Raw genomic sequence first — 24083 nt, 5'->3', positions numbered from 1 at the left:
AGCCCGCATCATGAGCGTCACCCCCGTCGACTACGCGCCGACCGAGCGCACCGTCCCGAGCCGCTCCCGCCAGCGGGCCCGCTACGACCGCGAGACCGTGCACTCGATACTCGACCAGACCTACCTCTGCCACCTGGGCTTCGTCCGCGACGGCGCGCCGGTGGTGCTGCCGACGCTGTTCGGACGGGTGGGCGAGGCCCTCTACGTGCACGGCTCGACCGGCTCCCGCCCGCTCCTGGCCGCCGGGAAGGAGGACCCGGGCCTGCCGGTCTGCCTGACGGTGACGCACGTGGACGGCCTGGTGCTGGCCAAGTCGGCCTTCCACCACTCGATCAACTACCGCTCGGTGGTCGTCCACGGGACGGCGTACCAGGTCACCGACGAGGAGGAGTGCCGCATGGCCCTGGACGCCCTGGTCGACCACGTCGTGCCCGGCCGCTCCGCCGACTCCCGGCCGGCCAACGCCAAGGAGCTCGCGGCGACGGCGGTGATCCGGCTGGACCTGAACGAGGTCTCCGCGAAGGTCCGCACGGGCGGCCCGAACGACGACGCCGAGGACCTGGACCTGCCCTTCTGGTCGGGCGTGGTCCCGGTGGCGCCGGCGTACGGGACGCCCGTCCCGGCCGCCGGCCTGGCCCCCGGCATCGCCGTCCCGGACTACGTCAGCGCGCTCTGAGCCTCACGGGCGGGCCGGTCCGCGGGCCGGTCCGCCCGCCCCGCGGGCCTGCGCGCCTCGGCCGCGATCAGCGCGCCCACCGCCGCCAGCAGCAGCACGGTGCCCAGCACCACGGCGCCGGTCAGCCGCTCCCCGAGCACCGCGACGGCGATGACGGCCGCGCTCACCGGCTCGATCAGCATGATCACCGACACGGTCGCGGCCCGTACCGCCGCGGCCCCGGTGAAGTAGAGGGCGTACGCCAGGGCCGTCGGCACCACGGCCACGTACACCAGCAGCCCCGCCACCCGCACCGGATCGGCGGTGTGCGGCAGCAGGCCCTCCACCGCGGCGAGCGGCAGCAGGCACACCGTGCCCACCCCCACCGACCAGGCGGTGGTCACCAGCGGGTCCCCGGACGCCCCGCGCCGCCCGAGCCAGCGCGCCCGCAGGGTCATCCCCGCGTACCCGGCGGCGGACAGCAGGGCCCAGCCGACCCCGAGCGGCCTCACCTCACCGCCCCCGGAGCCCAGCACCAGGACGGCGAGCCCGCCCAGGGCGCCGCCGACGGCGGCCGCTCCGCCCCAGCCGAGCCGCTCGCCCATCCAGTACCGCGCGCCCAGCGCGATCAGCACGGGCCCCGCGCCCAGGGTCACCACGGTGCCGACGGCCAGGCCGGTCTCGCGGACGGCCCCGAAGTAGGCGGCCTGGAAGAGGGTGAACATCAGACCGGTCCCGATCAGCGAGCGGACCGAGGGCCGGCGCCCGCGCGCCGCCCGCGCGGGACGGCGTACGGCCAGCACCCCGAGCAGCACCACCAGCCCGCCGGCGCTGCGCCAGAAGGACAGGGCGAGCGGACCGAGGTCACTGGCCAGGAAGAGGAGGGAGGCGGCCGCCCCGGCGGTGCCCCAGGCGACTCCGGCGACGACGAGGTAGAGCAGGCTGCGCCCGGTGGCGGGCGAGTGGTTCGACACGTGTTTCTCCGCGCTTGCGTGAAGGATGAGGACTGCGGGTCATCGCTTCGCGGGCAGCACGGACCGGCCCGGGAACCCCCGTGGCAGGTCTCTCGTTCGGCGGCGGCCGCCCGCGCTAGGCGGCCGGCGGCGAAAGCACGGTGTCGTACATGCCGAGCACCCTACGCCCTGTCCGCCGTCCGGACCAGGGAGTTCCGGATCGGACCGGGCGCCACCGGCCCTACGCCGTGGCCCGCTCGGGCTCGGCGTCGGCGTCAGCCCCGGGCCCGGCCCCGGCCCCGGCCCCTGCTCCTGCTCCTGCTCCTGCTCCTGCCTCCGGCAGAACGGACTCCCCCACCACCGCCGGGGCCGGCCGCGAGGACTGCGCGATGAAGGCGCCGCCCAGCACCAGGGCCCCGCCGACCATCTGCCAGGTCGAGAGGTGCTCGTGCAGCAGCACCCAGGCCAGCACGGTGGCCACGACGGCCTCCAGGTTGGCCACCACACCCGCGACCTGCGGCGAGAGCATGCGCACGGAGACCACGCCGGTCAGGTACGCGGCCACGGTCGCGACCAGCACCACCCAGCCGAGCAGCACCAGGGCGGGCACCCGCAGGTCCCCGAGCGCCGCGTCCCCGCCCAGTACCTGCCAGTCCATCTGCCAGGGGCGGGCCAGCCCGGTCATCACCAGGGCTCCGACGATCATGCCGTACGCGATCACGCCCATCGGGTCGGGCACGTCCTCGCCGTCGGTGCCCTGGTCGGCGAAGACGAAGTAGAAGGCCTGGCAGCAGGCGGCGGCGAGACCGAGGAGCACCCCGAGCGGGTCCAGGCTGAGCCCGGCCCAGATCTGGACCACGCAGGCCAGGCCCACCACGGCCACCGCCGCGCCGGCCGCGGCCGCCCGGGTGACCGGCTTGCGCTGCACGAACCTGATCCAGCCGAGCAGCAGCGCCGGGCCGAGGTACTCCAGGAGCAGGGCCACGCCGACCGGGATCCGCGACAGGGAGGCGAAGTAGAAGGCCTGCACGCCCGCGACGGCCACCAGCCCGAAGCCGGCCAGCAGCAGGGGCCGCCGGCGCACCAGCGCACGGTGCCGCCAGGCCAGCGGGGAGAGCACCAGGGCCGCCCCCGCCACCCGCAGCCACACCATGTGGAGCGGGTCGAGACCCGCCTCGATCAGCGGCTTCGCCGCGACGCCGGAACCACCGAACGCACACGCCGAGACGAGGGCGAGGCCCAGTCCGGCGTTCTTCCCTGACGCTTGCATCGGGCCATCATGACAGGGCGCGTCAGGACCGTCACCAGGGTGACACCTGTTGAGACGCACCCGATACCGAAGGGCCGGACACCGGTCCGGCGACCCCGATTTCTGACAGGTCATCAGTATTGAATGTTCCGGCCCCCGGGGCTACGTTCCGCCGCACGTACCGACGAGAAGGGGTGGACGCATGGCTGAAGTCACCGCGGAATCACGCATCGAGGCGCCCGCCGCGCGGCTCTGGGCCCAGCTGACCGACTGGGGCGCGTACGGCCAGTGGAGCATGACCCACACCGACTTCCCCAAGGGCGGCCCCGAGACCCTCGCGGTCGGCGCCACCTTCACCGAGAACATGAAGATGATGGGCTTCCCCGCCGAGGTCCTCTGGACGGTCTCGGAGCTGGAGGACCAGCGCCTCTTCGCCATCACGGGCAAGGGCCCGATGGGGGTCGTCGTGCTGACCCGGTACACCCTGACCCCCGAAGGCACGGCCACCGGGGTCCGCATCGACGGGGAGTTCACCGGCGCCGCCGTCTCCCTCATGGCGGGCAAGCTCAAGGACTCGGCCACCGCCGCGCTCAACGAGTCGCTGCGCCGGCTCGCCGCCCTGGTCGCCTGACCCCGCCCGCACGCACACGACGGCGCGCCCCGCGAGAGAGCTCTCGCGGGGCGCGCCGTCGTACGGGCCGGGTCAGTGCTCGTCGGCCAGGATCAGGTACAGCTTCTTGCGGGCGTCGTTGATCACCGCGAGGGCCTTCTCCCGCTGCTCGGGCGTGCCGGTCTTGAAGACCTGCCCGAAGGCTTCCATCAGACCGACGCCGGCGGCACGGATCTCGTGCATCGCCTCGAAGTCGAAGCCGCGACCGGCGTCCGCCCAGGGGGCGTCGGGGCCCGACTCGGCCTCGGTACGGCCGGTGTCGGTGAGCGTGAACAGCTTCTTGCCGCCCTCGCTCGCGCTGCTGATCAGCCCCTCGTCCTCGAGCAGCTGGAGGGTCGGGTAGACCGAGCCCGGGCTGGGCTTCCACGCCCCGCCGCTGCGCTCGCCGATCTCCTGGATCATCTCGTAGCCGTGCATGGGCCGGTCGGCGAGCAGCGCCAGGATGGACGCGCGCACGTCACCGCGCCGCGCCCTCCCGCGCGGGCCGCCGCGCCCGCCCCTGCCGCCGAACGGTCCGCCGCCGAAGCCGGGGCCGAACGGCCCGAAGGCGGCGCGCCGCCCCCTGAACTCCTCCCGACGGTCCGGCCCGCAGTGGCCGTGACCCCGTCCGTGGTCGTGTCCGTGGTCGTGCTGTCCGTGTGAACGCATCACTGCGCTCCTTTCGTCTCACTGGGTTTCCTTGACGTGTTCCACTATCGCTGACCCATCGCGACGTGTCAACGATATATCGGAAACTATCGCAAGCGAACGCCACCCGAAGACGGCAACACCGGTCCCCACCTGCACCCTTTGGGGTGGATCGGCGGCAGGACTCCTAGTCGACGCTCGTCCGCACGTGCTGTTCTTGCCCCGCGAAACCACAGGAAGCCGATGAAAGGGGACATCCGTGCGCCACCAGGGACGGATCAGGAAGTGGCTCGCCGCGGCGGCCGGAGCCGCCGCACTGCTGTCCGTACTGCCGGGACCGGCCGCGGCCACCGCCGACAGCCGCGCGCCGCTGGCCGGCCGCTACCTCAACCTCCACCAGTGCGTCTACCTGCCGGCCCTGGGCGGGGACTTCTTCACGGTGGTGGTACCGGGCGACGACGGCCGCTTCACCACCGGTACGAAGGCATCCGCCACGGCCGACGCCGACGTCTCCTGCGGCGCCGGTGACGGCAACTACACGACGTCCGTCCCGGTGACCTGGGCCCAGACGCTCGACCTGAACGCCGGCCGCTACCTCAACCTGCACCAGTGCGTCTACTACTCCGAGGCCCAGCACGACCACATCACCACGGTCGTCTCCCTCGGCGGCGGCGAGTTCTCGACGGGGACGAACGTCTCCGACGCCCGGGACACCACCCCGAACTGCGGCCCCGGCCGCGGCCTCTACTACCTCGTCCCCCTCCTGTCCGAGGTCAAGGTCCTGGACCTGTCCGCCGGGCGGTACGTGAACCTCCAGCAGTGCGTCTACTACTACGGCCGCAACGGCTTCAACGACCACTTCACCACGGTGGCCCCGACCACCCGCGACGGCCGGTTCACCACGGGCACCAAGGTGTCGAACACCGTCGACACGGCCCCGACATGCGGCCGGGGTGACGGGAACTTCAACCTGATCCCGCTGCTCTCCGGTACCAAGGCCCTCTCCCGGACCTGACCCCCGCCGCCACCCCGCGCCAAGGCCAGTCATCCCGGATTGGCCTTGGCGCGGGTCCGAAGTGGCCCCCTACGGTCGGTCCATGCGCCTGCGAATCATCGACGCCTTCACCGACCGCCCCTTCCACGGGAACCCCGCCGGAGTCCTGCTCCTCGACGGCCCCTTCCCCCCGGACGCCTGGCTCCAGCAGGTCGCCGCGGAGGTCAACCTCTCCGAGACCGCCTTCGCCCACCCGCTGCCGCCCGGCGGGGACGCCGACTGGGCGCTGCGCTGGTTCACCCCGGCCGCCGAGGTCGACATGTGCGGCCACGCCACCCTCGCCACCGCCCACGCCCTGGCCACGAGCGGCCTGGCCGAGGGGCTGATCCGGTTCACCGCCCGCTGCGGCGTCCTGACGGCCGAGGTCGCCGAGGACGGCACGATCACCATGGACTTCCCCACCTCCTCCCTCACCCCGGTCGAGCCCGACCCGGAGGTCGCCCGCGCGCTCGGCGCCGAGATCAAGTCGGTGCACGACACCTCCGCGCACATCGGCGACCTGGTGGTGGAGCTGGCCGACGAGCGGACCGTACGGGAGCTCACCCCCGACTTCGCGGCCCTGCGCGGGTACTCCCGCCGCGGGGTGATCGTCACGGCCCCCGCCGAGGACCCCGCCCGCGGCCACGACTTCGTCAGCCGCGGCTTCTTCCCCGCCCTCGGCATCGACGAGGACCCGGTCACGGGCAGCGCGCACACCGCCCTGGCCCCGTTCTGGGCCGCCCGCACGGGCCGCACCGAGATGACCGGCCTGCAGGGCGGGGCGCGCCGGGGCCTGGTCCGGGTCCGTCTCAAGGGCGAGCGCACCCTGCTGACCGGCCACGCGGTCACGGTCATCGACGGGGAGCTGCACGCCTCCCCGTGAACGCGTCCGCTAGGGGGTCGGCAGCCAGCCGACCTTGCCGGCCAGCAGGGCGTACCCGCCGAAGGCCACGATGTCGAGCAGCGCGTGCGCGACGACCAGCGGCCCCACCCGGCCCCAGCGCCGGTAGGCCAGGACGAAGACCACGCCCATCACCACGTTGCCGAGGAACCCGCCGATGCCCTGGTAGAGGTGGTACGAGCCGCGCAGCAGGGAGCTGGCCAGCAGCGCGGCCGTCGGCGACCACCCCAGCTGGCCGAGCCGGCGCAGCAGGTAGGCCAGCACGATGACCTCCTCCACCACGGAGTTCTGCACCGCTGAGAGGACCAGCACCGGGAACTTCCACCACACGTCGGGCAGCGCCTCGGGCACCACCGTCAGGTTGAAGCCGGTGGCGCGGGCCGCCAGGTAGAAGGCGAGCCCGGCGCTGCCGATCCCGGCCGCCACCAGCGCGCCCCGGGCCAGGTCCGGCCCGGGCCGGGTCCGGTCGAAGCCCAGCACCCGCAGCCCGGGGGCACCCTCACGGGTCAGCAGGTGCGCGACGAGCAGCACCGGCACCAGGGCGGTGGCGATCCCGAACAGCTGCCAGGCCAGGTCCAGCCAGGGCCGTCCGGGGGCGTAGGAGCCGTTGAGGGTGGCGGCCTGGTCCTTGAGGCCGCCGGGCTTGGTGAGCGAGCCGATGAAACTGATCAGCGCCGAGACCCCGCTCGCGCCCAGCGACAGCGCGAGCACGAGCAGCGTCTCGGTGCGCAGGACACCACGCCGCCCGTCCTCGCGCAGCTCCACGACCACCGGCTCCGGCTCCGCCCGCACGCCCGACTCCCGTCCTGCCCCGTCCGTCACGCTCCGACCCACCCCATACTGCCCCCTCGGGGACCGGAGGGGATCACCGGGACATGGCCGGAGCGGATCCGGGGTCGGCGGCGGGGGTCAGCGGCGGGCGGCCGCGGGTGCTTCCACCTCCTGCCCTGCCAGCCCCACCGGCCAGGTGTGCACGGGGTCGCCGCGGTGCATGAGCTCGCTGTAGCGGCGGGTCGTGGCCGCCAGGGCGGCGTCGCGGTCCAGTCCGCCCGCGAGCGCCCGGTGGTAGGTGTCCACCTGCCACGTCGCCCCGTTCACCCGGCGCCGGCACCGCTCCTCGATGATCCCCAGGTACAGGTCCCGGTCGGCGGGCTCGATGCCCCAGGCGTCCAGCCCGGCCGCCGCCATCGGCAGCAGCTCGTCCAGCACCAGCCGCACCGCCGGCACGTTCACCAGTCCCCCGGAGCGGCCCCGGCGGGGCCAGCGGATCCGTGCGTCGATCCCGTACCGGCAGGCGGCGTCGAAGTTGGCCTCCGCCTCCGCGAAGGACATCCGGGTCCACACCGGGCGCTGCTCGTCCGCGAGGGTGCGCACCAGCCCGTAGTAGAAGGCCGCGTTGGCCACGACGTCGGCGACGGTGGGACCGGCGGGCAGCACCCGGTTCTCCACCCGCAGGTGCGGCATCCCGTCCGCGACCCCGTAGACGGGCCGGTTCCAGCGGTAGACCGTGCCGTTGTGCAGCACCAGCTCCTGGAGGCTGGGCACCCCGCCCTCGGCGAGCACCCGCAGCGGCTCCTCCTCGTCGCAGATGGGCAGCAGGGCGGGGAAGAAGCGGACGTTCTCGGCGAACAGCTCGTACACCGAGTCCACCCACCGCTCCCCGAACCAGGTGCGCGGTCGCACCCCCTGGGCCTGGAGCTCGGGCGGGCGGGTGTCGGTGGCCTGGGTGAACAGCGGCGGCCGCGACTCCCGCCACAGCTCGCGCCCGAACAGGAAGGGCGAGTTCGCCCCCACCGCTATCTGTACGGCGGTCACCGCCTGGGCGGCGTTCCACACGTCCGAGAACCGGGCCGGGGTCACCTGGAGGTGCAGCTGCACGGAGGTGCAGGCGGCCTCCGGCACGATCGACCCGGTGTTCCAGGTCAGCCGCTCGACCCCCTCGATGTCCAGCCGGAAGTCCTCTCCGCGCATCATCAGGATCTGTTCGTTGAGCAGCGAGTAGCGGTCCACGGCGGACAGGTTGGCCAGGGCCAGGTCGGCGCGGGTGATCGTCGGCAGGATGCCGATCATCACCACCCCGGCGTCGATCTCGGCGGCCTGCCGGTGGGCGTAGTGCAGTCCCGCGCTCAGCTCCTCCGCGAGGCGGTCGAATACCCGGCCGTCGAGCCGGTGCGGGAGTACGTTCACCTCCAGGTTGAACATTCCGAGTTCGGTCTGGAAATCGGGGCTCGCTATCCGTTCCAGTACCTGCGCATTCACCATGCGCGGCAAACCGTCGGCACCCGCGAGATTCAGCTCGATCTCCAGTCCCATCATGTTCTTGGGGCGGTCGAACCTCTTCTCCGCCAGAAGCCGCTCCAGTCCCTCCAGGCACTCGTGAAGCTTCCTCCGATACCGATGCCGATCGGACAGGTCGAATCCGCCTGCCACGACCTTCTCCCCCATCGAAGCGTCCCTCCTCGAGCGGGCCCGGCCCGGGACACCCGGGCGCACGTTACGGTCGATGATGCCCAGGGCCCGTGATCGATAACGCCGCGGGGAGCGGCTTGGCGGGGAGCGCGCGCCGGTGTGGCCGGATGGGCGCTCCGGCACATTCACCTGGCAACCCGTATTGCGCAAATTCCGCATGGGTTTTGCCCGTTCATGATTGGCGGCACTTTCCAGCCGAGCCCCCTTCCGGTAACCTCCGAGGTCAGCGCGGTTCCTTCACGCGCGAGCGGCATGAATACCATGACAGCGGGTCCGGTAAGCGCCTTGTCGGCAATAGGCGGGACGGCTAGCCGAAACACTGTGTGAACACATGTCGTATAAACTCCGCAAACGAGGCAGAGAGTTGGCGCGCGGCCATTGCCCCAATGCCCACCTCTGACCCCAGAATGCGACAGCGCCGTCCGCACCTTCCCCTGCACCACAGGTCTCCCAAGTGAGAGGCGACCCACCATGCCGCTGCATGTCCCCCCGGCCCCCACGCCCGCCCTGCGCAGCGTTCTCGCGGCACTCGGTTCTCCCACCGCCGTCCACGAGGCACACACCCCCGCCCTGCGCGCGGTCCAGGGTCCGATGACCGCCGAGCTCCCCCTGCCGGTGCACGTGCTCGACCGCCTGAGCATGTCCGGCCGCGCGGCCGGCGGCAGGCCGCCCCGTACCCGCCTGACCGGATGGCGGTTCCTGATCCGCAGCGGCGACCGCTTCGTGGCGGCGGCCGACACGCGGCTCACCCCCGACGGCTGGGCCTTCTCGCACTTCTTCGAGGGTCCCTACGTCGCAGCCACCGAGCGCGCCCTGCGCCAGGCGGAGCAGCTCGGCAAGGGCTACCAGCCCCGCCTGCTCTCCGTACCGGAGCTGTACATGCTGACCCTGTGGCTGCACGGGGCGGTCGGCGCCGACGCCGCCGCCGGCCTGCCCGCCGCCGCCGACCTGCTCGTCCCACTGGCCCCTGCCCCGCCCGGGATCGCCCCGTACCGGCCGCATCCCGTCTCGGAGCTGCTGCCCGTGCTGACCCACCGGCTGACCCCGGCGGCCCCGCCGCTGCCGCCCACCCTGGCGGCCCCCGCGGCCTGATCCGAATCACCCATTCGGCCTAGTCCTCCGGGGTCAGCCGCGAACCATCCGAAAGGACAGGGCAGTTGGCCTGAACCGCCCGCACGAGTGATGCGTCCTCAATCCATGAGGACTGCTGCCGTGAAATCCCTGCGAAGCAGCCGTCATGGGGGAAGACTGAGGACCATCCTCCCCGCAGGTGCGGGGACGACCCAGGGGGACGGCCATGAATCACGCATCGAGCCGTAGCGAACAGACCCGCGAACAGACCACACCGCAGCGAAAGAACGCATCCATGTGCCAGCACCAGCCTGCCTGCCCGTCATCAGAGTCCGCCGACCGGGAGGCCGCGCGCCCGGTGGCCAACCACCCGGAACAGGGCTGGAGCCTGCTGTGCAACGGCGTCCTGCTCTTCGAGGACACCGGTGAGCTGCTGCCGGACGGAAAGATCATCGCTCCGCACCGCCCGCTCGCGGCGGCCTGAGCCCGCACGGCGCACGGACACGAGAAGGGGCCGGTCCCGGAGCAGACGCTCCGGGACCGGCCCCTTCACCCTGTCAGGGCTCAGTTGTCGTACTCGTCCAGCGGCGGGCAGGAGCACACCAGGTTGCGGTCGCCGAAGGCGCCGTCGATCCGGCGCACCGGCGGCCAGTACTTCTCGGCGGCGGAGACGCCACCGGGGAAGACCGCCTCGTCACGGGTGTACGGGTGGTTCCACTCGCCGCCCAGGGACGCCGCCGTGTGCGGGGCGTTCGCCAGCGGGTTGTCGTCCGCCGGCCACTCGCCGCCCGCGACCCGCTCGATCTCGGCGCGGATGGCGATCATCGCGTCGCAGAAGCGGTCGATCTCGGCGAGGTCCTCGGACTCCGTCGGCTCGATCATGAGCGTGCCGGCGACCGGGAAGGACATGGTCGGGGCGTGGAAGCCGTAGTCGATCAGGCGCTTGGCGATGTCGTCGACGCTGACGCCGGTCTCCTTCGACAGCGGGCGCAGGTCGATGATGCACTCGTGCGCGACCAGGTCGCCCGGGCCGGTGTAGAGCACCGGGTAGTGCGGCTCCAGGCGCTTGGCGATGTAGTTGGCACCCAGCACCGCCACCTGCGTGGCGCGCTTGAGGCCCTCGCCGCCCATCAGGCGCACGTACGACCAGGAGATCGGCAGGATGCCCGCGGAGCCCCACGGCGCGGCCGAGATCGGGCCGACGCCCGTCTCCGGGCCGGCGGTCGGCTGGAGCGGGTGGTTGGGCAGGTACGGGGCCAGGTGCGCCCGGACACCGACCGGGCCGACGCCCGGACCGCCGCCGCCGTGCGGGATGCAGAAGGTCTTGTGCAGGTTCAGGTGCGAGACGTCGCCGCCGAAGTGACCCGGCTTGGCCAGGCCCACCAGGGCGTTCAGGTTGGCACCGTCCACGTAGACCTGGCCGCCCGCCTCGTGCACCTGGGCGCAGATGTCGGCGACGTGCTCCTCGAACACACCGTGCGTCGACGGGTAGGTGATCATGAGCACGGCCAGCTCGTCGCGGTGCTGCTCGATCTTGGCGCGCAGGTCGTCGGTGTCGACCTCGCCGTCGTCGGCCGTCTTGACGACGACGACCTTCATGCCGGCCATCACGGCGCTCGCGGCGTTGGTGCCGTGCGCGGAGGACGGGATGAGGCAGACGGTGCGCTGCTCGTCGCCGTTGGCGCGGTGGTAGGCGCGCACGGCCAGCAGGCCGGCGAGCTCGCCCTGGGAGCCGGCGTTCGGCTGGATGGAGACCTTGTCGTAGCCGGTGACCTCGCAGAGACGTTCCTCCAGCTCGTTGATGAGCGTGAGGTAGCCCCCGGCCTGCTCGACCGGCGCGAAGGGGTGCAGCTGGCCGAACTCGGGCCAGGTGACCGGCTCCATCTCGGTGGTCGCGTTGAGCTTCATGGTGCAGGAGCCCAGCGGGATCATGCCGCGGTCCAGCGCGTAGTCCTTGTCCGAGAGCTTGCGCAGGTAGCGCAGCATCGCGGTCTCGGAACGGTGCTGGTGGAAGACCGGGTGGGTCAGGTACGCGTCCGAGCGCAGCAGGCCCTCGGGCAGCGCGTCCTCGGTGGCGGCGTCCAGGGCCTCGATGTCCGCGGAGACGCCGAAGGCGGCCCAGACGGCCTCGATGTCGGCGCGCAGGGTGGTCTCGTCACAGGAGATCGAGACGAGGTCGGCGTCGGCCTGGTGGAGGTTGACCCCGCCCTCGCGGGCGGCGGCGACGACCTCGGCGGCCTTGCCGGGCACCCGGGCGGTGACCGTGTCGAAGAAGGAGCCGTGCACCAGCTCGACCCCGCCGGCCCGCAGGCCCGCGGCCAGCAGCGCGGCGTAGCGGTGGGTGCGGCGGGCGATCGTCCGCAGGCCGTCCGGGCCGTGGTAGACGGCGTACATGCCGGCCATGACGGCGAGCAGCACCTGGGCGGTACAGATGTTGCTGGTGGCCTTCTCGCGGCGGATGTGCTGCTCGCGGGTCTGCAGGGCCAGGCGGTAGGCCTTGTTGCCGTCCGCGTCCACGGAGACGCCGACGAGGCGGCCGGGCAGGGAGCGGGCGTGCTTGGCCTGGACGGCCATGTAGCCGGCGTGCGGGCCGCCGAAGCCCATCGGGACGCCGAAGCGCTGGGTGGTGCCGACCGCGATGTCCGCGCCGAGGGCGCCCGGGGAGGTCAGCAGGGTCAGCGCGAGCAGGTCGGCGGAGACGGTGACGATCGCACCGAGCTCGTGGGCCTGGTCGACGACGGCCTTGATGTCGCGCACCGCGCCGGAGGCGCCCGGGTACTGCAGGAGCACGCCGTAGACGCCGCGCTCGGCGATCTCGGCGGGGATGCCGTCGGAGAGGTCCGCGACGACGACCTCGATGCCGATCGGCTCGGCGCGGGTCTCGATCACGGCGATGGTCTGCGGCAGCGCGTCGGCGTCGATGAGGAAGACGTTGCCCTTGACCTTGCCCACGCGGCGGGCCAGCGTCATGGCCTCGGCGGCGGCGGTGCCCTCGTCGAGGAGGGAGGCGCCGGAGGTCGGCAGGCCGGTCAGCTCGGCGACGACGGTCTGGAAGTTCAGCAGCGCCTCGAGGCGGCCCTGCGAGATCTCCGGCTGGTACGGGGTGTAGGCCGTGTACCAGGCCGGGTTCTCCATGACGTTGCGCAGGATCACCGGCGGCGTGAACGTCCCGTAGTAGCCGAGACCGATCATGGAGGACAGGACCTGGTTGCGGTCGGCGAGCGAGCGCAGCTCGGCGAGCACCTCGGCCTCGGTCCGCGCCTCGGGCAGGTTCAGCGCTTCGGCGGTCTTGATCACATCCGGCACCGCGGCGGCGGTCAGCTCGTCGAGGGAGCCGTAGCCCACCTGGGCGAGCATCTTCGCCTGCGCCTCGGCATCCGGGCCGATGTGACGCTGCTCGAAGGGGATGCCCCGCTCGAGCTGGGAGAGCGGAATGCGGTTGGCGGTCATTACGGAGGCCTCCTGGTCGTATGACCTGCGAGGGGCACCACGGCGCGGGCACCCGGACGGCCTCCCCCTCTGTCATCTCAACCTGAGAGCTTCACCGGAGTCTCGGGGGTCGCCCGTCGTCCGGCTTTCACCGTCGGTGAGGAGTGGGGACCGGCACTGCGCGCCCGGGACCCGCTCCTGCTTTCCAGAGTGGCCTCGTCGCGTGCGGTACGTATGCCTGAGAGATTCCGGGGAGGATTTGCTCCTTCGGCGCCTCCGTCGAGCTCACTCGGAGGACTCTCCCGCACAGGGTCAACAGCCGTCACCCAGCCTACCAGCGAGGATCTGGACCCTCCCTCGAGTGGCCCCCTATCCCGTTATGCACTTTTGTAGTCATTACGGATGACTGCGACCACGTGGAGGGACCGTGCAGACCGACATCGATCCGCGCAGCCTGATCGGCCGCAAGGCGTTCGACCGGAACGGGGCCAAGATCGGCACCGTGGACGAGGTCTACCTGGACGACGCCACCGGCGTGCCGGAGTGGGCGGCGGTCCGCACCGGTCTGTTCGGCCGGGACGCCTTCGTCCCGCTGGAGCCGAGCGAGGTGGACGGCGAGGTCCTGCGCGTCCCGTTCGAACGCTCCCTGATCAAGGACGCCCCCGACTTCGGCGTGGGCCGCCACCTCTCCCCCGAGCAGGAGCTCAAGCTCTACCACCACTACGGCCTGGACGTCTCCCTCCCCGGCGACTTCCACCTCCCCCCGCCGGAGAACGGCTAGCCGGGCCTCAACCGGGCCGCCCCACGAGGGGCAGCGGGTCGGAGGGCTCCAGCTCGGGGTCGTCCACCAGGAAGGTGCGGACCCGGCCGGGCGGCGATCCGGGCTGCTCGAAGCGCACGGTGACCCGCCCCACCCCGCTGCCCTGCACCCACCCGGGCCCGTACAGCGCGTGCCGTACGTCGCTCCCCGCGGCCCAGTGGCGCCCGGCGGCCCGCCCCGGGTCCTCCCCCGGCGCCACGGCCGTCTCGGCGGCCCCTGGAGCCCCTGCGACCCCGTCGGCCCCCTCCGCCTCCGCGGCCCCCTCCGCGGGAGCGGCCTCCGCCTCCTGGGCCGCGCCGCCGAGCGCCTGGGCGAACAGGTCCTCCTGGGTGTAGTCCGCGAGCCCCGTCACGCCCACCCCCAGCAGCCGCACCCCGCCGGTGGTGTCCACGCCCTCCAGCAGCCGGGCGGCCGCCTCCCGCACCACCGCCGGATCGTCCGTGGGCCCGCGCAGGGTCTCGGAGCGGGTCAGGGTGGAGAAGTCGTAGCGGCGCACCTTCAGCACGATGGTCCGCCCCGAGTGGCCCGAGGCCCGGAGCCGGCCCACGCAGCGGTCGGCGAGCCGCTGCACCTCGAAGCGGATCCGCACCCGGTCGTGGAGGTCCACGTCGAAGGTGTCCTCCACCGACACGGACTTCGCGTCCCGCTCCGCGACCACCGGCCGGTCGTCCAGGCCCAGCGCCATCCGGTACAGGCCGACCCCGTGCGCCCGGCCCACCATCCGGACCAGCTCGTCCTCACCCGCCTCGGCCAGCTCCCCCACGGTGGTGATCCCGGCCCGGCGCAGGTGCTCCCCGGTGGCCGGCCCAACCCCGGGCAGGGTCCGCACCGACATGGGGGCGAGGAGCTCGCGCTCGGTCCCGGGCTCGATCAGCAGCAGCCCGTTCGGCTTGGCCTCCTCGGAGGCCACCTTGGCCAGCATCTTCGAGCCGGCCAGCCCCACCGAGCCGCTGAGCCCCGTCGCGGCGGTGATGTCGGCCCGCAGCCGCTCCCCCGCGGCCCGGGCGCCCGCGGAGTCGAAGGCCGTACCGCCCGCCTCCAGGTCCACGAACGCCTCGTCCAGGCTGAGCGGCTCCACCAGCGGCGACAGCTCGCGCAGCAGGCCCATGACGACCTCGCTGACCTCGCGGTAGAGCAGGAAGCGGGGGATCAGGTAGGCGCCGTTGGGACAGAGCCGGCGGGCCTGGGCCGTCGGCATCGCCGAGTGCACCCCGAAGCGCCGGGCCTCGTACGAGGCGGTGGCCACCACCCCGCGCGGGCCGAGCCCGCCCACGATCACGGCCTTCCCCCGCAGACTGGGCTTCGACGCCTGCTCCACGGAGGCGTAGAAGGCGTCCATGTCCAGGTGCAGGATGGTCGGCGCGGTTCTCACGGCACCGATGCTGCCGCATGCCACTGACAAGACGGTGATCCGGCGTGGTCCCGCCCCGCGGCCGCGGGGGCCGCTGCGGGAGCCGCGGGGTCAGCCGGCCCGGTTCCTGCGGGCGGCGAGCTCGTCGGCCGGGTTGTGGCCCACCACGGTCTCGCCCGTGTCCACGCGCTCCCCGTGCAGCTGCGACAGCGCGTTCTCGACGTCCCGCCAGACCACGCCCACCGCGATGCCGAAGACCCCCTGGCCGCCCTGGAGCAGGCTCACCACCTGGTCGGGGGAGGTGCACTCGTACACGGTCGCGCCGTCGCTCATCAGCGTCATCCGCTCCAGGTCCGAGAAGCCCCGGCCACGCAGGTGCTGTACGGCGGTGCGGATGTTCTGCAGGGCGACGCCCGTGTCGAGGAAGCGCTTCACGATCTTGAGGACGACGACGTCCCGGAAGCTGTAGAGCCGCTGGGTGCCCGACCCGTAGGCGGGCCGCACGCTGGGCTCCACCAGCCCCGTGCGCGCCCAGTAGTCCAGCTGCCGGTAGGTGATCCCCGCGGCGGCGCACGCCGTCGGTCCGCGGTAGCCGACCTGCTCGGGGGCCTGGGAGTCGTTCACCGGTCCGACCGGTTCCGACCCCGGCTGACGGTGCGCGGAACCCGCCCCGCCGCCGAGCAGCGGGGACGGTCCACCGTCACTCCGTACGGGGATTCCCCCGGTCGTACCGTCGCCCGTGATCCTCACGCCGACCCTCCGTCCTTGACCTGCCACCTCGAAGGTAGGCAGTGACCAGGGGTGCGTCAACGATCGCCACACTCGGCACGCCGAGTGATAATCACCCTGAGAGTGGTTTCCCGTACCCCATCGCCGGGAAAGGCTACTCGAATGGGCTGAAGCTTCCCGGTGGACGACGCGGCCCTCGCCCCGACGGCGTCCGCCCCTACTGCGGGCCCGTGCCGAAGTCCTCGGGGGAGATCTGGTCGAGGAACTCGCGGAACTTCTCCACCTCGTCCTCCTGCTCGTCGGGAATGGCGATCCCGGCGTCGTCCAGCACGCCGTCACTGCCGTAGATCGGCGTCCCCGTCCGCAGGGCGAGCGCTATGGCGTCGGAAGGCCGCGCGCTCACCTCGACGCCGCTGGCGAAGACCAGCTCCGCGTAGAAGACACCCTCCCGCAGATCCGTGATCCGGACCTCGGTCAGCTCCTCGCCGACCGCCTCCAGCACGTCCTTGAACAGGTCGTGCGTCAGCGGCCTGGCAGGTGCCATCCCCTGCTGCGCGAAGGCAATGGCGGTCGCCTCCCCAGGACCGATCCAGATGGGGAGGTACCGGTCGCCTCCCACTTCACGCAGGAGCACGATCGGCTGGTTGGAGGGCATTTCCACCCGGACACCCACAACGTCGAGCTCGTTCACACAGCAACCCTAGGACCTGCCCGGCAGGTTTGGGTAGTCGGGGCCCGCTCACGGCGTGCGCGTTCAGTGCAGGCGCACCCCGAGGGCGCTCTGCACGAAGGCCTCGTGCAGCCGTACGGAGAGCCCCGCGAGCTCCTTCATCGTGGCCTCGGCATGCGTCCTGGTCTGCGGATTGCGGTGGCGGCGCAGCGGGGCGACCACCTGTTCCACCAGACCGGCCTCCCGGTCGGCCGCGGCCTTCATGGCCCGCAGGTGGCGCGGTTCGAGCCCGAACCGGCCGAGATCGGCGATCAAGCGGGCCACGGCCACCACCTCGGCGTCGAAGCCGCCGCCGGCCTCCTCCGAGAGGAGCCCGTAGGACTCCCACTCGGCCAGCTGCTCCTCGTCCACCTCGGCGGCGGCGATCAGCTCGGCCCGTCCGACCCGGGCCGCGGCGGGCCGCTCCCCGCCCGCCTCCCCGTACCCGGGGCCGCGCGCGTCGCCCTCCACGGACTCCCCGTGCGCGGCCGGGGCCGGGATCCGGACCTGCTCGCCCCGGTCGAGCGCGTCGAGCTGCTCGCGGATGACCTTCAGCGGCAGGTAGTGGTCGCGCTGGAGGCGCAGGATGCGCCCGAGCCGCTCCACGTCGCCGGTACTGAACTTGCGGTACCCGGAAGGAGTGCGCCGGGGCTCGACGAGCCCCTCCGCCTCCAGGAACCGGATCTTCGAGATCGTGACTTCGGGGAACTCGTCACGCAGCGTCGTGAGCACCTGGCCGATGCTCACCAGCTGCCCGGACGAGCCGGCGGTGCCGGCGGCGCCCTTCTTCGGGGCACCGCCGGTCGGGGTGCGCAGCATGGGACCTTCCCTCTGGAGGTCCCCCCGGAGTTTCTCCGGGGGTGGGGGTCAGACGCCCCGCAGGCTGGCGTAGAAGACCAGCCGGTACTTGCCGATCTGCACCTCGTCGCCGTTGTGCAGGGCGACGGAGTCGATCGGCTCGCGGTTCACGTACGTGCCGTTGAGGCTGCCGACGTCGGCGACGGTGAAGCCGCCCTCCGGACCCCGGCGGAACTCGACATGCAGCCGGGAGACGGTGACGTCGTCCAGGAAGATGTCGCTCTGCGGGTGCCGGCCCGCCGTGGTCAGCTCGCCGTCGAGCAGGAAACGGCTGCCCGAGTTGGGGCCGCGCCGCACGATGAGCAGGGCGGAACCGGGCGGCAGCGCCTCGACCGCGGCCTGGGCCTCGGGCGAGAGCGAGGACGAGACGTGCTGTCCGGTCGCCTCGGCCTCGTAGGCCTCGAGGCCCGAGATCGAGATGGTGGACGTGGTCTCCGAGGCGCGCTCGGGCGTCAGGCCCGGACGCAGCGGCGCACCGCAGTTGGAGCAGAAACGGCTCGCCGCTCCGCTGCGCTGCCCACACCTGCCGCACGTCTGCTCGGCCGACATGGACGGCTCCTCGCGCCGCGGCTGCCCCGCGGAGGCGTTGGTGGCGTACGGGTCGGGGGCGTACCCGCCACCCGCGTTCGGGGTCGCCGGGTCTCCGAAACCTATGCGCCCCGCAGCCGAGGGGTCACCGGACGGGGCGCCGGGCGCCCCGGCGCCGGGTCCCTGGCCGGCCACCTCGTCACGGAAGAGGGGCCGGTCTCCCTGGCCCTCCCCCTCGCCATGGCCCGCACGGTGGCGTGCCGTACCGCTTTCCTCGCGGTTCTTCTTGCCGAACAACTTCTCAAACAACTTCACGGGCGATTCCCCTTGACCGAAACAGACCCGCCCGTGGGGCAGGACGAACTCCTCATACACACACCTGCCGACCCGGACATTCTGACAACGTCCGTAACCACCAGACAGTTTCCACCACGCACCGCGACTTCTGTGCGTCGACCCCCCGCAGGCGTCAGCCCGCGTGGGACCGTCCTCGCGCCGCCCCGTCTCACGGCGATGACGACCGAGCGTAGTCAGGCTGCTTCGCAGCCCGCAAGGCATCCACAACGATCTTCGCCGACCGTGTGACGGCGACCGTGGCCTGTTCCTTCTCCATGGTCTGGACGACGCCGCCCGGAATGTTGAGCGCCGGCTCCAGATCCTGCGGTTTGCCGATGACCCTGAACTCGTAGGGCTGTGTGATCTTCTTACCGTCGATCGCCACTCCGCCGCCCTCGTCCGAGAAGTACGAGCCCGCCACCACGCGCACGCCGTTGATCTGGATCGCCTCGGCCCCGGCCGCCCGCAGCTCCTGGAGGGTGTCCAGCAGCTGGTCGGAGCGCACCTGGCCCTTGGCGTCGGTGATCCTCAGCGTGATGCCGGGGCCCTGTGCGGCCACGGTACCGGCCAGGATGCCCAGTTGGCGCTCCCGCTCCAGCGTCTGCTTGCGGGCCTCCTCGGCCTGGTTGGAGCTGCTCTGGAGCTCCTTGCGCTGGTCGTCCAGCTTCTGCTTCTCGTCCTCCAGCCGCTTGGTCCGCCCGTCCAGCTCGTCGAGGATCCGCACGAGGTCCTCCTGCCGGGCACCGCGCAGGGGCGCGCTGGAATCGCTGTTGGAGCGCACCTGGATGGCGAGCCCGAGGCCGAGGACGAAGAGCAGCAGCGCGACGATCAATTGGGCCCGGCTGAACCTCGGCGGCCACAGACCGGCCGCCAGGCGCTGCCGGCCCGTCTGCTGCGGCTCCGGCCGCGGCGCCGGCGCCGGCTCCCGCTCCGGTCCCGGCTCCCCCTGCGGGGCGTTGTCCGTGCTCATCGGCCTCACGCCCGGAAGACGTGCCGGCGGATGGCGGCCGCGTTGGAGAAGATCCGGATGCCGAGGACGACGACCACGCCGGTCGACAGCTGCGAGCCGACGCCCAGCTTGTCGCCGAGGAAGACGATGAGCGCGGCGACCACCACGTTCGACAGGAAGGACACCACGAAGACCTTGTCCACGAAGATCCCGTCCAGCATCGCGCGCAGACCGCCGAACACCGCGTCCAGGGCCGCCACGACGGCGATCGGCAGATAAGGCTCCACCACGGCCGGCACTTCGGGGCGGACGAGAAGCCCGACCACCACTCCCGCCAGGAGGCCCAGTACCGCGATCACGACGCACCCTTCTTCGGCTCTTCTGCAGTGGCCGTCCGCACGGTCAGACTCGACGCGGCCGGCAGCTTCACCTCGTCCACCGGGGACAGGCTGTAGCGAATCCCGTAGCTCTGCTGCAGCACGTGCAGGTACTGCCCGTCCACGGAGTCCTGGAACGTGGTGCCGAGCCGTTTCCCGTCCCCGACGGCGAGGACCTCGTACGGCGGCACCAGCGGCCTGTTGTCGACCAGTATCGCGTCACCGGCCGCCCTGATCGCCGACAGCGCCGTGAGCCGCTGCCCGTTGATCGAGACGGCTTCCGCGCCGGACTGCCAGAGCCCGTTGACGATCCGCTGCATGTCACGGTCCCGGACCCGCCCGGTGTCGGAGAACCCGGCGCTCTCGCGCGGGCCGCCTCCGCCGCCCGACGAGGACCCCTTGGCGTCGTCCACCACAAGCTTGACGCCGGGACCGTGCACCTCGGTTGCACCCGCCAGCAACGCCACGAGCTGGGCCTGCTGCCCGCCCTGCTGCTTGAGCGCCTCGCGCTGGCGGTCGGCGACCTCGGTCCGCAGCCGTTCGATGTCGCGCTCCAGGGTGTCCGCGCGCTTGTCGGCCCGCTCGACCCGGTCAATCAGCTCCTGGCGCTCCTTGGCCAGCACCGGTGCCGTCGCCCGCGCCTGCGCCGCGCCCAGCGTGACGACCAGGGCCGCCAGCACGAGCCCGGCGGCGAGGGCCAGCTTGGCCTTGAGGGTGCGCGGCAGACCCGCCGTACCCTCCGCCTCGCGCCGCGCCGAGGCTTCCGCATAGCCCTCGTCGAGGCTGTGGTCCATCACGTGGGTCAGCAGCGACATGGACGCGTCCGGGCGTGCGGACGGTGTGGCCGAACTCCGGTTGTTGGACGGCTGCGACATGCCGCACATCGTCGCATGTCGGCACCGCCCACACCGAATGCGGCCTTCCGGCGGGCCGGGCCGGATGCCTCCCGGCCCGGCCCGCCGTACTCCTGTCCCGCTCCGTACGCGCGTACGCGCGGGATTGCGGTCAGTGCTGGCCGGCTCCGTCGACCACGGCGGCCCACTCGTCCAGGAGGGCCTGCGCGGACGCGTCGTCGGGGCCCTCGGCCCACAGGTGCGTGACGGCCTCGGCCGGGTCCGGCAGGACCAGCGCCCACCGGCCGTCGGCCTCGACCACCCGCACGCCGTCGGTGGTGTCCACCTGCCGCTCCCCGGCCGCTTCCACGACCCGGCGCATCACGAGCCCCTTGGCCGCCCACGGGGTGGGCACGTCCCGCTTGAGGACGTGCGCCCGCGGGATCCGGGAGTCGATCTGGCTGAGCGTGAGCTGCGTGCGCGCGACCAGCCCGATCAGCTGGACGAAGGCCGCCGATCCGTCGAAGACGCTGCCGAACTCCGGGACGATGAACCCGCCCCGGCCGTCCCCGCCGAAGATCGTGGTCTCCTCGCGGCCCACCCGGGTCAGGTCGTCGGGCGAGGTCGTCGTCCACTCCACCTGGGTGCCGTGGTACGCCGCCACCTGCTCGGCGACCCGGGTCGTGGTCACCGGCAGGGCCACCTTGCCGCTGCGCTTCTCCGCCGCCACCAGGTCGAGCAGGACCAGCAGCGCCCGGTCGTCCTCGATGATCCGGCCGCGCTCGTCCACCAGCGAGATCCGCTCGCCGACGGGGTCGAAGCGCACGCCGAAGGCCGCCCGGGCCGAGGCCACGATCTCCCCGAGCCGGACCAGCCCGGCGCGCCGGGACTCGCTGCTCTCGGTGGGCCGGGACTCGTCCAGGCCGGGGTTGATCGTGAGCGCGTCCACGCCCAGCCGGCCGAGCAGGCTGGGCAGGACCAGCCCGGCGCTGCCGTTGGAGGCGTCCACGACCACCTTGAGGCCGGAGTCGGCGATCCCGGTGGTGTCCACCCGCCGCAGCAGGGAGCCCGTGTACGAGTCGAAGATGCTCGACGGGAACTGGAGGTCGCCGATCTCCCCGGGGAAGGCCCGGCGGTACTCCTGACGTGCGTACACGCGGTCCAGCTTGCGCTGCTGCGCCTGTGAGAGGTCCGCGCCGCGCTCGTCGAGGAACATGATGTCCACCGAGTCCGGCACCCCGGGCGAGGTCCGGATCATGATCCCGCCCGCGGCGCCCCGGGCCGTCTGCTGACGGGCCACGGGCAGCGGTACGTTCTCCAGGTCTCGGACGTCGATGGCGCTGGCCTGGAGCGCCGAGATCACGGCGCGCTTGAGCGCCCGGGCGCCTCGGGAGTGGTCACGTGCCGTGGTGACGATCGCCCCCTTCTTGAGGGTCGTCGCGTAGGCGCCGGCGAGCTTCACCACCAGTTCGGGGGTGATCTCCACGTTGAGGATCCCGGAGACGCCGCGCGCGCCGAACAGGTGGGCCTGCCCGCGGGACTCCCAGATCACCGAGGTGTTGACGAAGGCACCGGCCTCGATGGTCTTGAACGGGTAGACCCGTACGTTGCCCTGGACGATCGATTCCTCGCCCACGAGGCACTCGTCGCCGATGACGGCGCCGTCCTCGATCCGGGCGGCCCGCATGATGTCGGTGTTCTTGCCGATGACGCAGCCGCGCAGGTTGCTGTGCGGCCCGATGTAGACGTTGTCGTGGACGACGGCCTTGTGCAGGAAGGCCCCGCTCTTGACGACGACGTTGGAGCCGACGACGGTGTGCTCGCGGACCTCCGCCCCGGCCTCGACCTTGGCGTAGTCGCCGATGTACAGCGGCCCGCGCAGCTCGGCGTCGGGGCTCACCTCGGCGCCTTCGGCGATCCACACCCCGGGCGAGATCTCGAAGCCGTCCATCTCGACCTGGACCTTGCCCTCGAGGACGTCGGCCTGCGCCTTGACGTAGCTCTCGTGGGTGCCCACGTCCTCCCAGTAGCCCTCGGCGACGTAGCCGTAGATCGGCCGGCCTTCCTTCATCAGCTGCGGGAAGACGTCGCCCGACCAGTCGACCGAGACGTCGGGGTCGACGTAGTCGAAGATCTCCGGCTCCATCACGTAGATGCCGGTGTTGATGGTGTCCGAGAACACCTGTCCCCAGGTCGGCTTCTCGAGGAAGCGCTCGACCTTGCCCTCTTCGTCCACGATGGTGATGCCGAATTCCAGCGGGTTCGGCACCCGGGTGAGGCACACCGTGACCAGTGCGCCCTTCTCCTTGTGGAAGCTGATGAGGTCGGTGAGGTCGAAGTCGGTGAGCGCGTCGCCGGAGATGACCAGGAACGTGTCGTCCTTGAGGGCCTCCTCGGCGTTCTTCACGCTGCCGGCGGTGCCGAGTGGCTTCTCCTCGTTGGCGTAGGTGAGCTCCATGCCGAGCTCCTCGCCGTCACCGAAGTAGTTCTTGACGAGTGACGCCAGGAACTGAACGGTCACCACGGTCTCGCTGAGCCCATGCCGCTTGAGCAGCCTGAGCACGTGCTCCATGATCGGCCGGTTCGCCACCGGCAGGAGCGGCTTGGGCATGCTTGAGGTCATGGGGCGAAGCCGCGTTCCTTCGCCACCGGCCATCACGACGGCCTTCATGTCGGAAGAGTCCTCCTAGAGAGATGACGGTCTGGCCGACCTCACCCGTCCCGGACGGTTACTCCGCAACTCCTCCGCGTCAGCACCGGCGCCGAGTGAGCTCAATCGGCCGTGGCGTCCGCCTTCACCAGACGGCGGACTTGCACCACGTAAAGGATTCCTGCCCACCAATAGAGCGTTGTACCCCAACCTGCGAACGCCCATCCGAAAACGGACGCCATCCAGGCCAACCACCCCGTACCGTCACTGAGCAGGAGCAGTGGGAAGGCGTACATCAGGTTGAAGGTGGCGGCCTTGCCGAGGAAGTTGACCTGGGGCGGCGGATAGCCGTGCCGGCGCAGGATCCACACCATGACCAGCAGCATTGCCTCGCGGGCCAGCAGCGCGGCGGTGAGCCACAGCGGCAGGATCCCCCGGTAGGTGAGTCCGAACAGCGTGGTCAGGACGTAGAGCCGGTCGGCGGCGGGGTCCAGGAGCCGGCCCAGCTTGCTGATCTGGTTCCAGCGCCGCGCGAGTTTCCCGTCGAGGTAGTCACTGACGCCGCTCAGCATGAGCACGAGCAGGGCCCAACCGTCGTGCTTCGCGAGGATGAGCCAGAGGAACAGCGGCACGCCCACGAGACGGGCCATGCTCAGGATGTTCGGAATGGTGAAAATTCGGTCAGTCTGGACCCGAGTCTCCTGGACCTCCACCCGGGGGCCTCCACTGTGACTGTAGAAATGTCGAATCTATGCTCCCCTGACCCTACAGGAGTCCACGATCGGCCCGTGAACGCAGAAAAGCCCCGCACCATGACTGGTGCGGGGCTTTCCCACAATGATTGTTCGGCGGCGTCCTACTCTCCCACAGGGTCCCCCCTGCAGTA

General features: G+C 71.8%; 23 protein-coding genes and 1 riboswitch. Of the genes, 7 read left to right on the top strand and 16 right to left on the bottom strand.

Going from position 1 to position 24083, the window contains the following annotated elements; all coding sequences use genetic code 11:
- Positions 1 to 10 precede the first annotated feature (10 nt).
- On the top strand, positions 11 to 676 hold the full coding sequence (locus ACFVXK_RS13570) for a pyridoxamine 5'-phosphate oxidase family protein (protein WP_389611667.1): 666 nt from the start codon (positions 11 to 13) through the stop codon (positions 674 to 676).
- Here ACFVXK_RS13570 and ACFVXK_RS13565 read toward each other — a convergent pair.
- Positions 658 to 1629 carry a DMT family transporter gene (locus tag ACFVXK_RS13565; protein WP_389611666.1) on the bottom strand — a complete coding sequence of 324 codons (972 nt, stop codon included), beginning with the start codon at positions 1627 to 1629 and terminating at the stop codon, positions 658 to 660. The genes ACFVXK_RS13570 and ACFVXK_RS13565 overlap by 19 nt on opposite strands.
- A gap of 220 nt (positions 1630 to 1849) precedes the next feature.
- The gene (locus tag ACFVXK_RS13560) at positions 1850 to 2878 is read right to left on the bottom strand and encodes a DMT family transporter (protein ID WP_389611665.1); all 1029 of its coding nucleotides are present in this window, start codon (positions 2876 to 2878) and stop codon (positions 1850 to 1852) included.
- 181 nt (positions 2879 to 3059) lie between these two features.
- Here ACFVXK_RS13560 and ACFVXK_RS13555 point away from each other — a divergent pair, with 181 nt between their 5' ends.
- Positions 3060 to 3488: an SRPBCC family protein gene (locus ACFVXK_RS13555; RefSeq protein ID WP_389611664.1), complete on the top strand. Its 429-nt coding sequence runs from the start codon at positions 3060 to 3062 to the stop codon at positions 3486 to 3488.
- Positions 3489 to 3560: 72 nt separating this feature from the next.
- Here ACFVXK_RS13555 and ACFVXK_RS13550 read toward each other — a convergent pair whose 3' ends face one another.
- Positions 3561 to 4175: a PadR family transcriptional regulator gene (locus ACFVXK_RS13550; RefSeq protein WP_389611663.1), complete on the bottom strand. Its 615-nt coding sequence runs from the start codon at positions 4173 to 4175 to the stop codon at positions 3561 to 3563.
- Positions 4176 to 4413: 238 nt separating this feature from the next.
- On the opposite strand from ACFVXK_RS13550, the gene ACFVXK_RS13545 reads away from it, so the two are divergent.
- The gene (locus ACFVXK_RS13545; RefSeq protein WP_389611662.1) at positions 4414 to 5169 is read left to right on the top strand and encodes a hypothetical protein; all 756 of its coding nucleotides are present in this window, start codon (positions 4414 to 4416) and stop codon (positions 5167 to 5169) included.
- An 82-nt stretch (positions 5170 to 5251) separates the two neighbouring features.
- Positions 5252 to 6070, top strand: coding sequence for a PhzF family phenazine biosynthesis protein (locus ACFVXK_RS13540; RefSeq protein ID WP_389611661.1), 819 nt, complete (start codon positions 5252 to 5254; stop codon positions 6068 to 6070).
- A gap of 9 nt (positions 6071 to 6079) precedes the next feature.
- Here ACFVXK_RS13540 and ACFVXK_RS13535 read toward each other — a convergent pair whose 3' ends face one another.
- Both ACFVXK_RS13535 and ACFVXK_RS13530 read right to left on the bottom strand, forming a co-directional pair.
- Positions 6080 to 6880, bottom strand: a complete 801-nt coding sequence (locus ACFVXK_RS13535) for a CPBP family intramembrane glutamic endopeptidase (protein WP_389611694.1) — start codon at positions 6878 to 6880, stop codon at positions 6080 to 6082.
- A 117-nt stretch (positions 6881 to 6997) separates the two neighbouring features.
- Positions 6998 to 8533 carry a glutamate-cysteine ligase family protein gene (locus ACFVXK_RS13530; RefSeq protein WP_389611660.1) on the bottom strand — a complete coding sequence of 512 codons (1536 nt, stop codon included), beginning with the start codon at positions 8531 to 8533 and terminating at the stop codon, positions 6998 to 7000.
- A gap of 495 nt (positions 8534 to 9028) precedes the next feature.
- On the opposite strand from ACFVXK_RS13530, the gene ACFVXK_RS13525 reads away from it, so the two are divergent.
- Positions 9029 to 9649: a hypothetical protein gene (locus ACFVXK_RS13525; protein ID WP_389611659.1), complete on the top strand. Its 621-nt coding sequence runs from the start codon at positions 9029 to 9031 to the stop codon at positions 9647 to 9649.
- 274 nt (positions 9650 to 9923) lie between these two features.
- A complete protein-coding gene (locus ACFVXK_RS13520; RefSeq protein ID WP_042809437.1) occupies positions 9924 to 10112 on the top strand; it encodes a DUF5999 family protein in 189 nt (62 codons plus the stop codon).
- An 80-nt stretch (positions 10113 to 10192) separates the two neighbouring features.
- On the opposite strand, the gene gcvP is transcribed toward ACFVXK_RS13520, so the two are convergent.
- Positions 10193 to 13078, bottom strand: a complete 2886-nt coding sequence (gcvP, locus tag ACFVXK_RS13515; protein WP_389611658.1) for an aminomethyl-transferring glycine dehydrogenase — start codon at positions 13076 to 13078, stop codon at positions 10193 to 10195.
- A gap of 195 nt (positions 13079 to 13273) precedes the next feature.
- Positions 13274 to 13372: riboswitch (glycine riboswitch) on the bottom strand.
- Between the two features lie 112 nt (positions 13373 to 13484).
- Between gcvP and ACFVXK_RS13510 the strand changes: the two genes are divergently transcribed.
- Positions 13485 to 13838 carry a PRC-barrel domain-containing protein gene (locus ACFVXK_RS13510; protein ID WP_389611657.1) on the top strand — a complete coding sequence of 118 codons (354 nt, stop codon included), beginning with the start codon at positions 13485 to 13487 and terminating at the stop codon, positions 13836 to 13838.
- 7 nt (positions 13839 to 13845) lie between these two features.
- On the opposite strand, the gene ACFVXK_RS13505 is transcribed toward ACFVXK_RS13510, so the two are convergent.
- The 10 genes from ACFVXK_RS13505 to ACFVXK_RS13460 form a co-directional block, all read right to left on the bottom strand.
- Entirely contained in the window at positions 13846 to 15249 is a 1404-nt protein-coding gene (locus ACFVXK_RS13505) for a DNA polymerase IV (protein WP_389611656.1), read from the bottom strand.
- 90 nt (positions 15250 to 15339) lie between these two features.
- Entirely contained in the window at positions 15340 to 15978 is a 639-nt protein-coding gene (locus ACFVXK_RS13500) for a MerR family transcriptional regulator (protein ID WP_389611655.1), read from the bottom strand.
- Between the two features lie 196 nt (positions 15979 to 16174).
- Positions 16175 to 16648, bottom strand: a complete 474-nt coding sequence (locus ACFVXK_RS13495) for a bifunctional nuclease family protein (protein WP_007262890.1) — start codon at positions 16646 to 16648, stop codon at positions 16175 to 16177.
- Positions 16649 to 16711: 63 nt separating this feature from the next.
- A complete protein-coding gene (locus ACFVXK_RS13490; protein WP_389611654.1) occupies positions 16712 to 17485 on the bottom strand; it encodes a MerR family transcriptional regulator in 774 nt (257 codons plus the stop codon).
- 48 nt (positions 17486 to 17533) lie between these two features.
- On the bottom strand, positions 17534 to 18427 hold the full coding sequence (locus tag ACFVXK_RS13485; RefSeq protein ID WP_389611653.1) for an FHA domain-containing protein: 894 nt from the start codon (positions 18425 to 18427) through the stop codon (positions 17534 to 17536).
- Between the two features lie 130 nt (positions 18428 to 18557).
- Entirely contained in the window at positions 18558 to 19358 is an 801-nt protein-coding gene (locus ACFVXK_RS13480; protein WP_389611652.1) for a DUF881 domain-containing protein, read from the bottom strand.
- A gap of 5 nt (positions 19359 to 19363) precedes the next feature.
- Complete coding sequence (locus ACFVXK_RS13475; protein ID WP_007262894.1) at positions 19364 to 19696, bottom strand: small basic family protein; 333 nt, start codon at positions 19694 to 19696, stop codon at positions 19364 to 19366.
- Positions 19693 to 20598: a DUF881 domain-containing protein gene (locus ACFVXK_RS13470; RefSeq protein ID WP_389611651.1), complete on the bottom strand. Its 906-nt coding sequence runs from the start codon at positions 20596 to 20598 to the stop codon at positions 19693 to 19695. The genes ACFVXK_RS13475 and ACFVXK_RS13470 overlap by 4 nt, the downstream gene beginning before the upstream one ends.
- Before the next feature lie 121 nt (positions 20599 to 20719).
- Positions 20720 to 23218, bottom strand: coding sequence for a sugar phosphate nucleotidyltransferase (locus ACFVXK_RS13465; RefSeq protein WP_389611650.1), 2499 nt, complete (start codon positions 23216 to 23218; stop codon positions 20720 to 20722).
- Positions 23219 to 23319: 101 nt separating this feature from the next.
- The gene (locus tag ACFVXK_RS13460; protein ID WP_344170800.1) at positions 23320 to 23910 is read right to left on the bottom strand and encodes a CDP-alcohol phosphatidyltransferase family protein; all 591 of its coding nucleotides are present in this window, start codon (positions 23908 to 23910) and stop codon (positions 23320 to 23322) included.
- Positions 23911 to 24083: the final 173 nt, after the last annotated feature.

This window comes from Streptomyces sp. NPDC058157, from assembly GCF_042884105.1.
In the GTDB taxonomy this organism is placed as follows: Bacteria; Actinomycetota; Actinomycetes; order Streptomycetales; family Streptomycetaceae; genus Streptomyces.
This window is presented reverse-complemented; position numbering and strand designations above follow the sequence as displayed.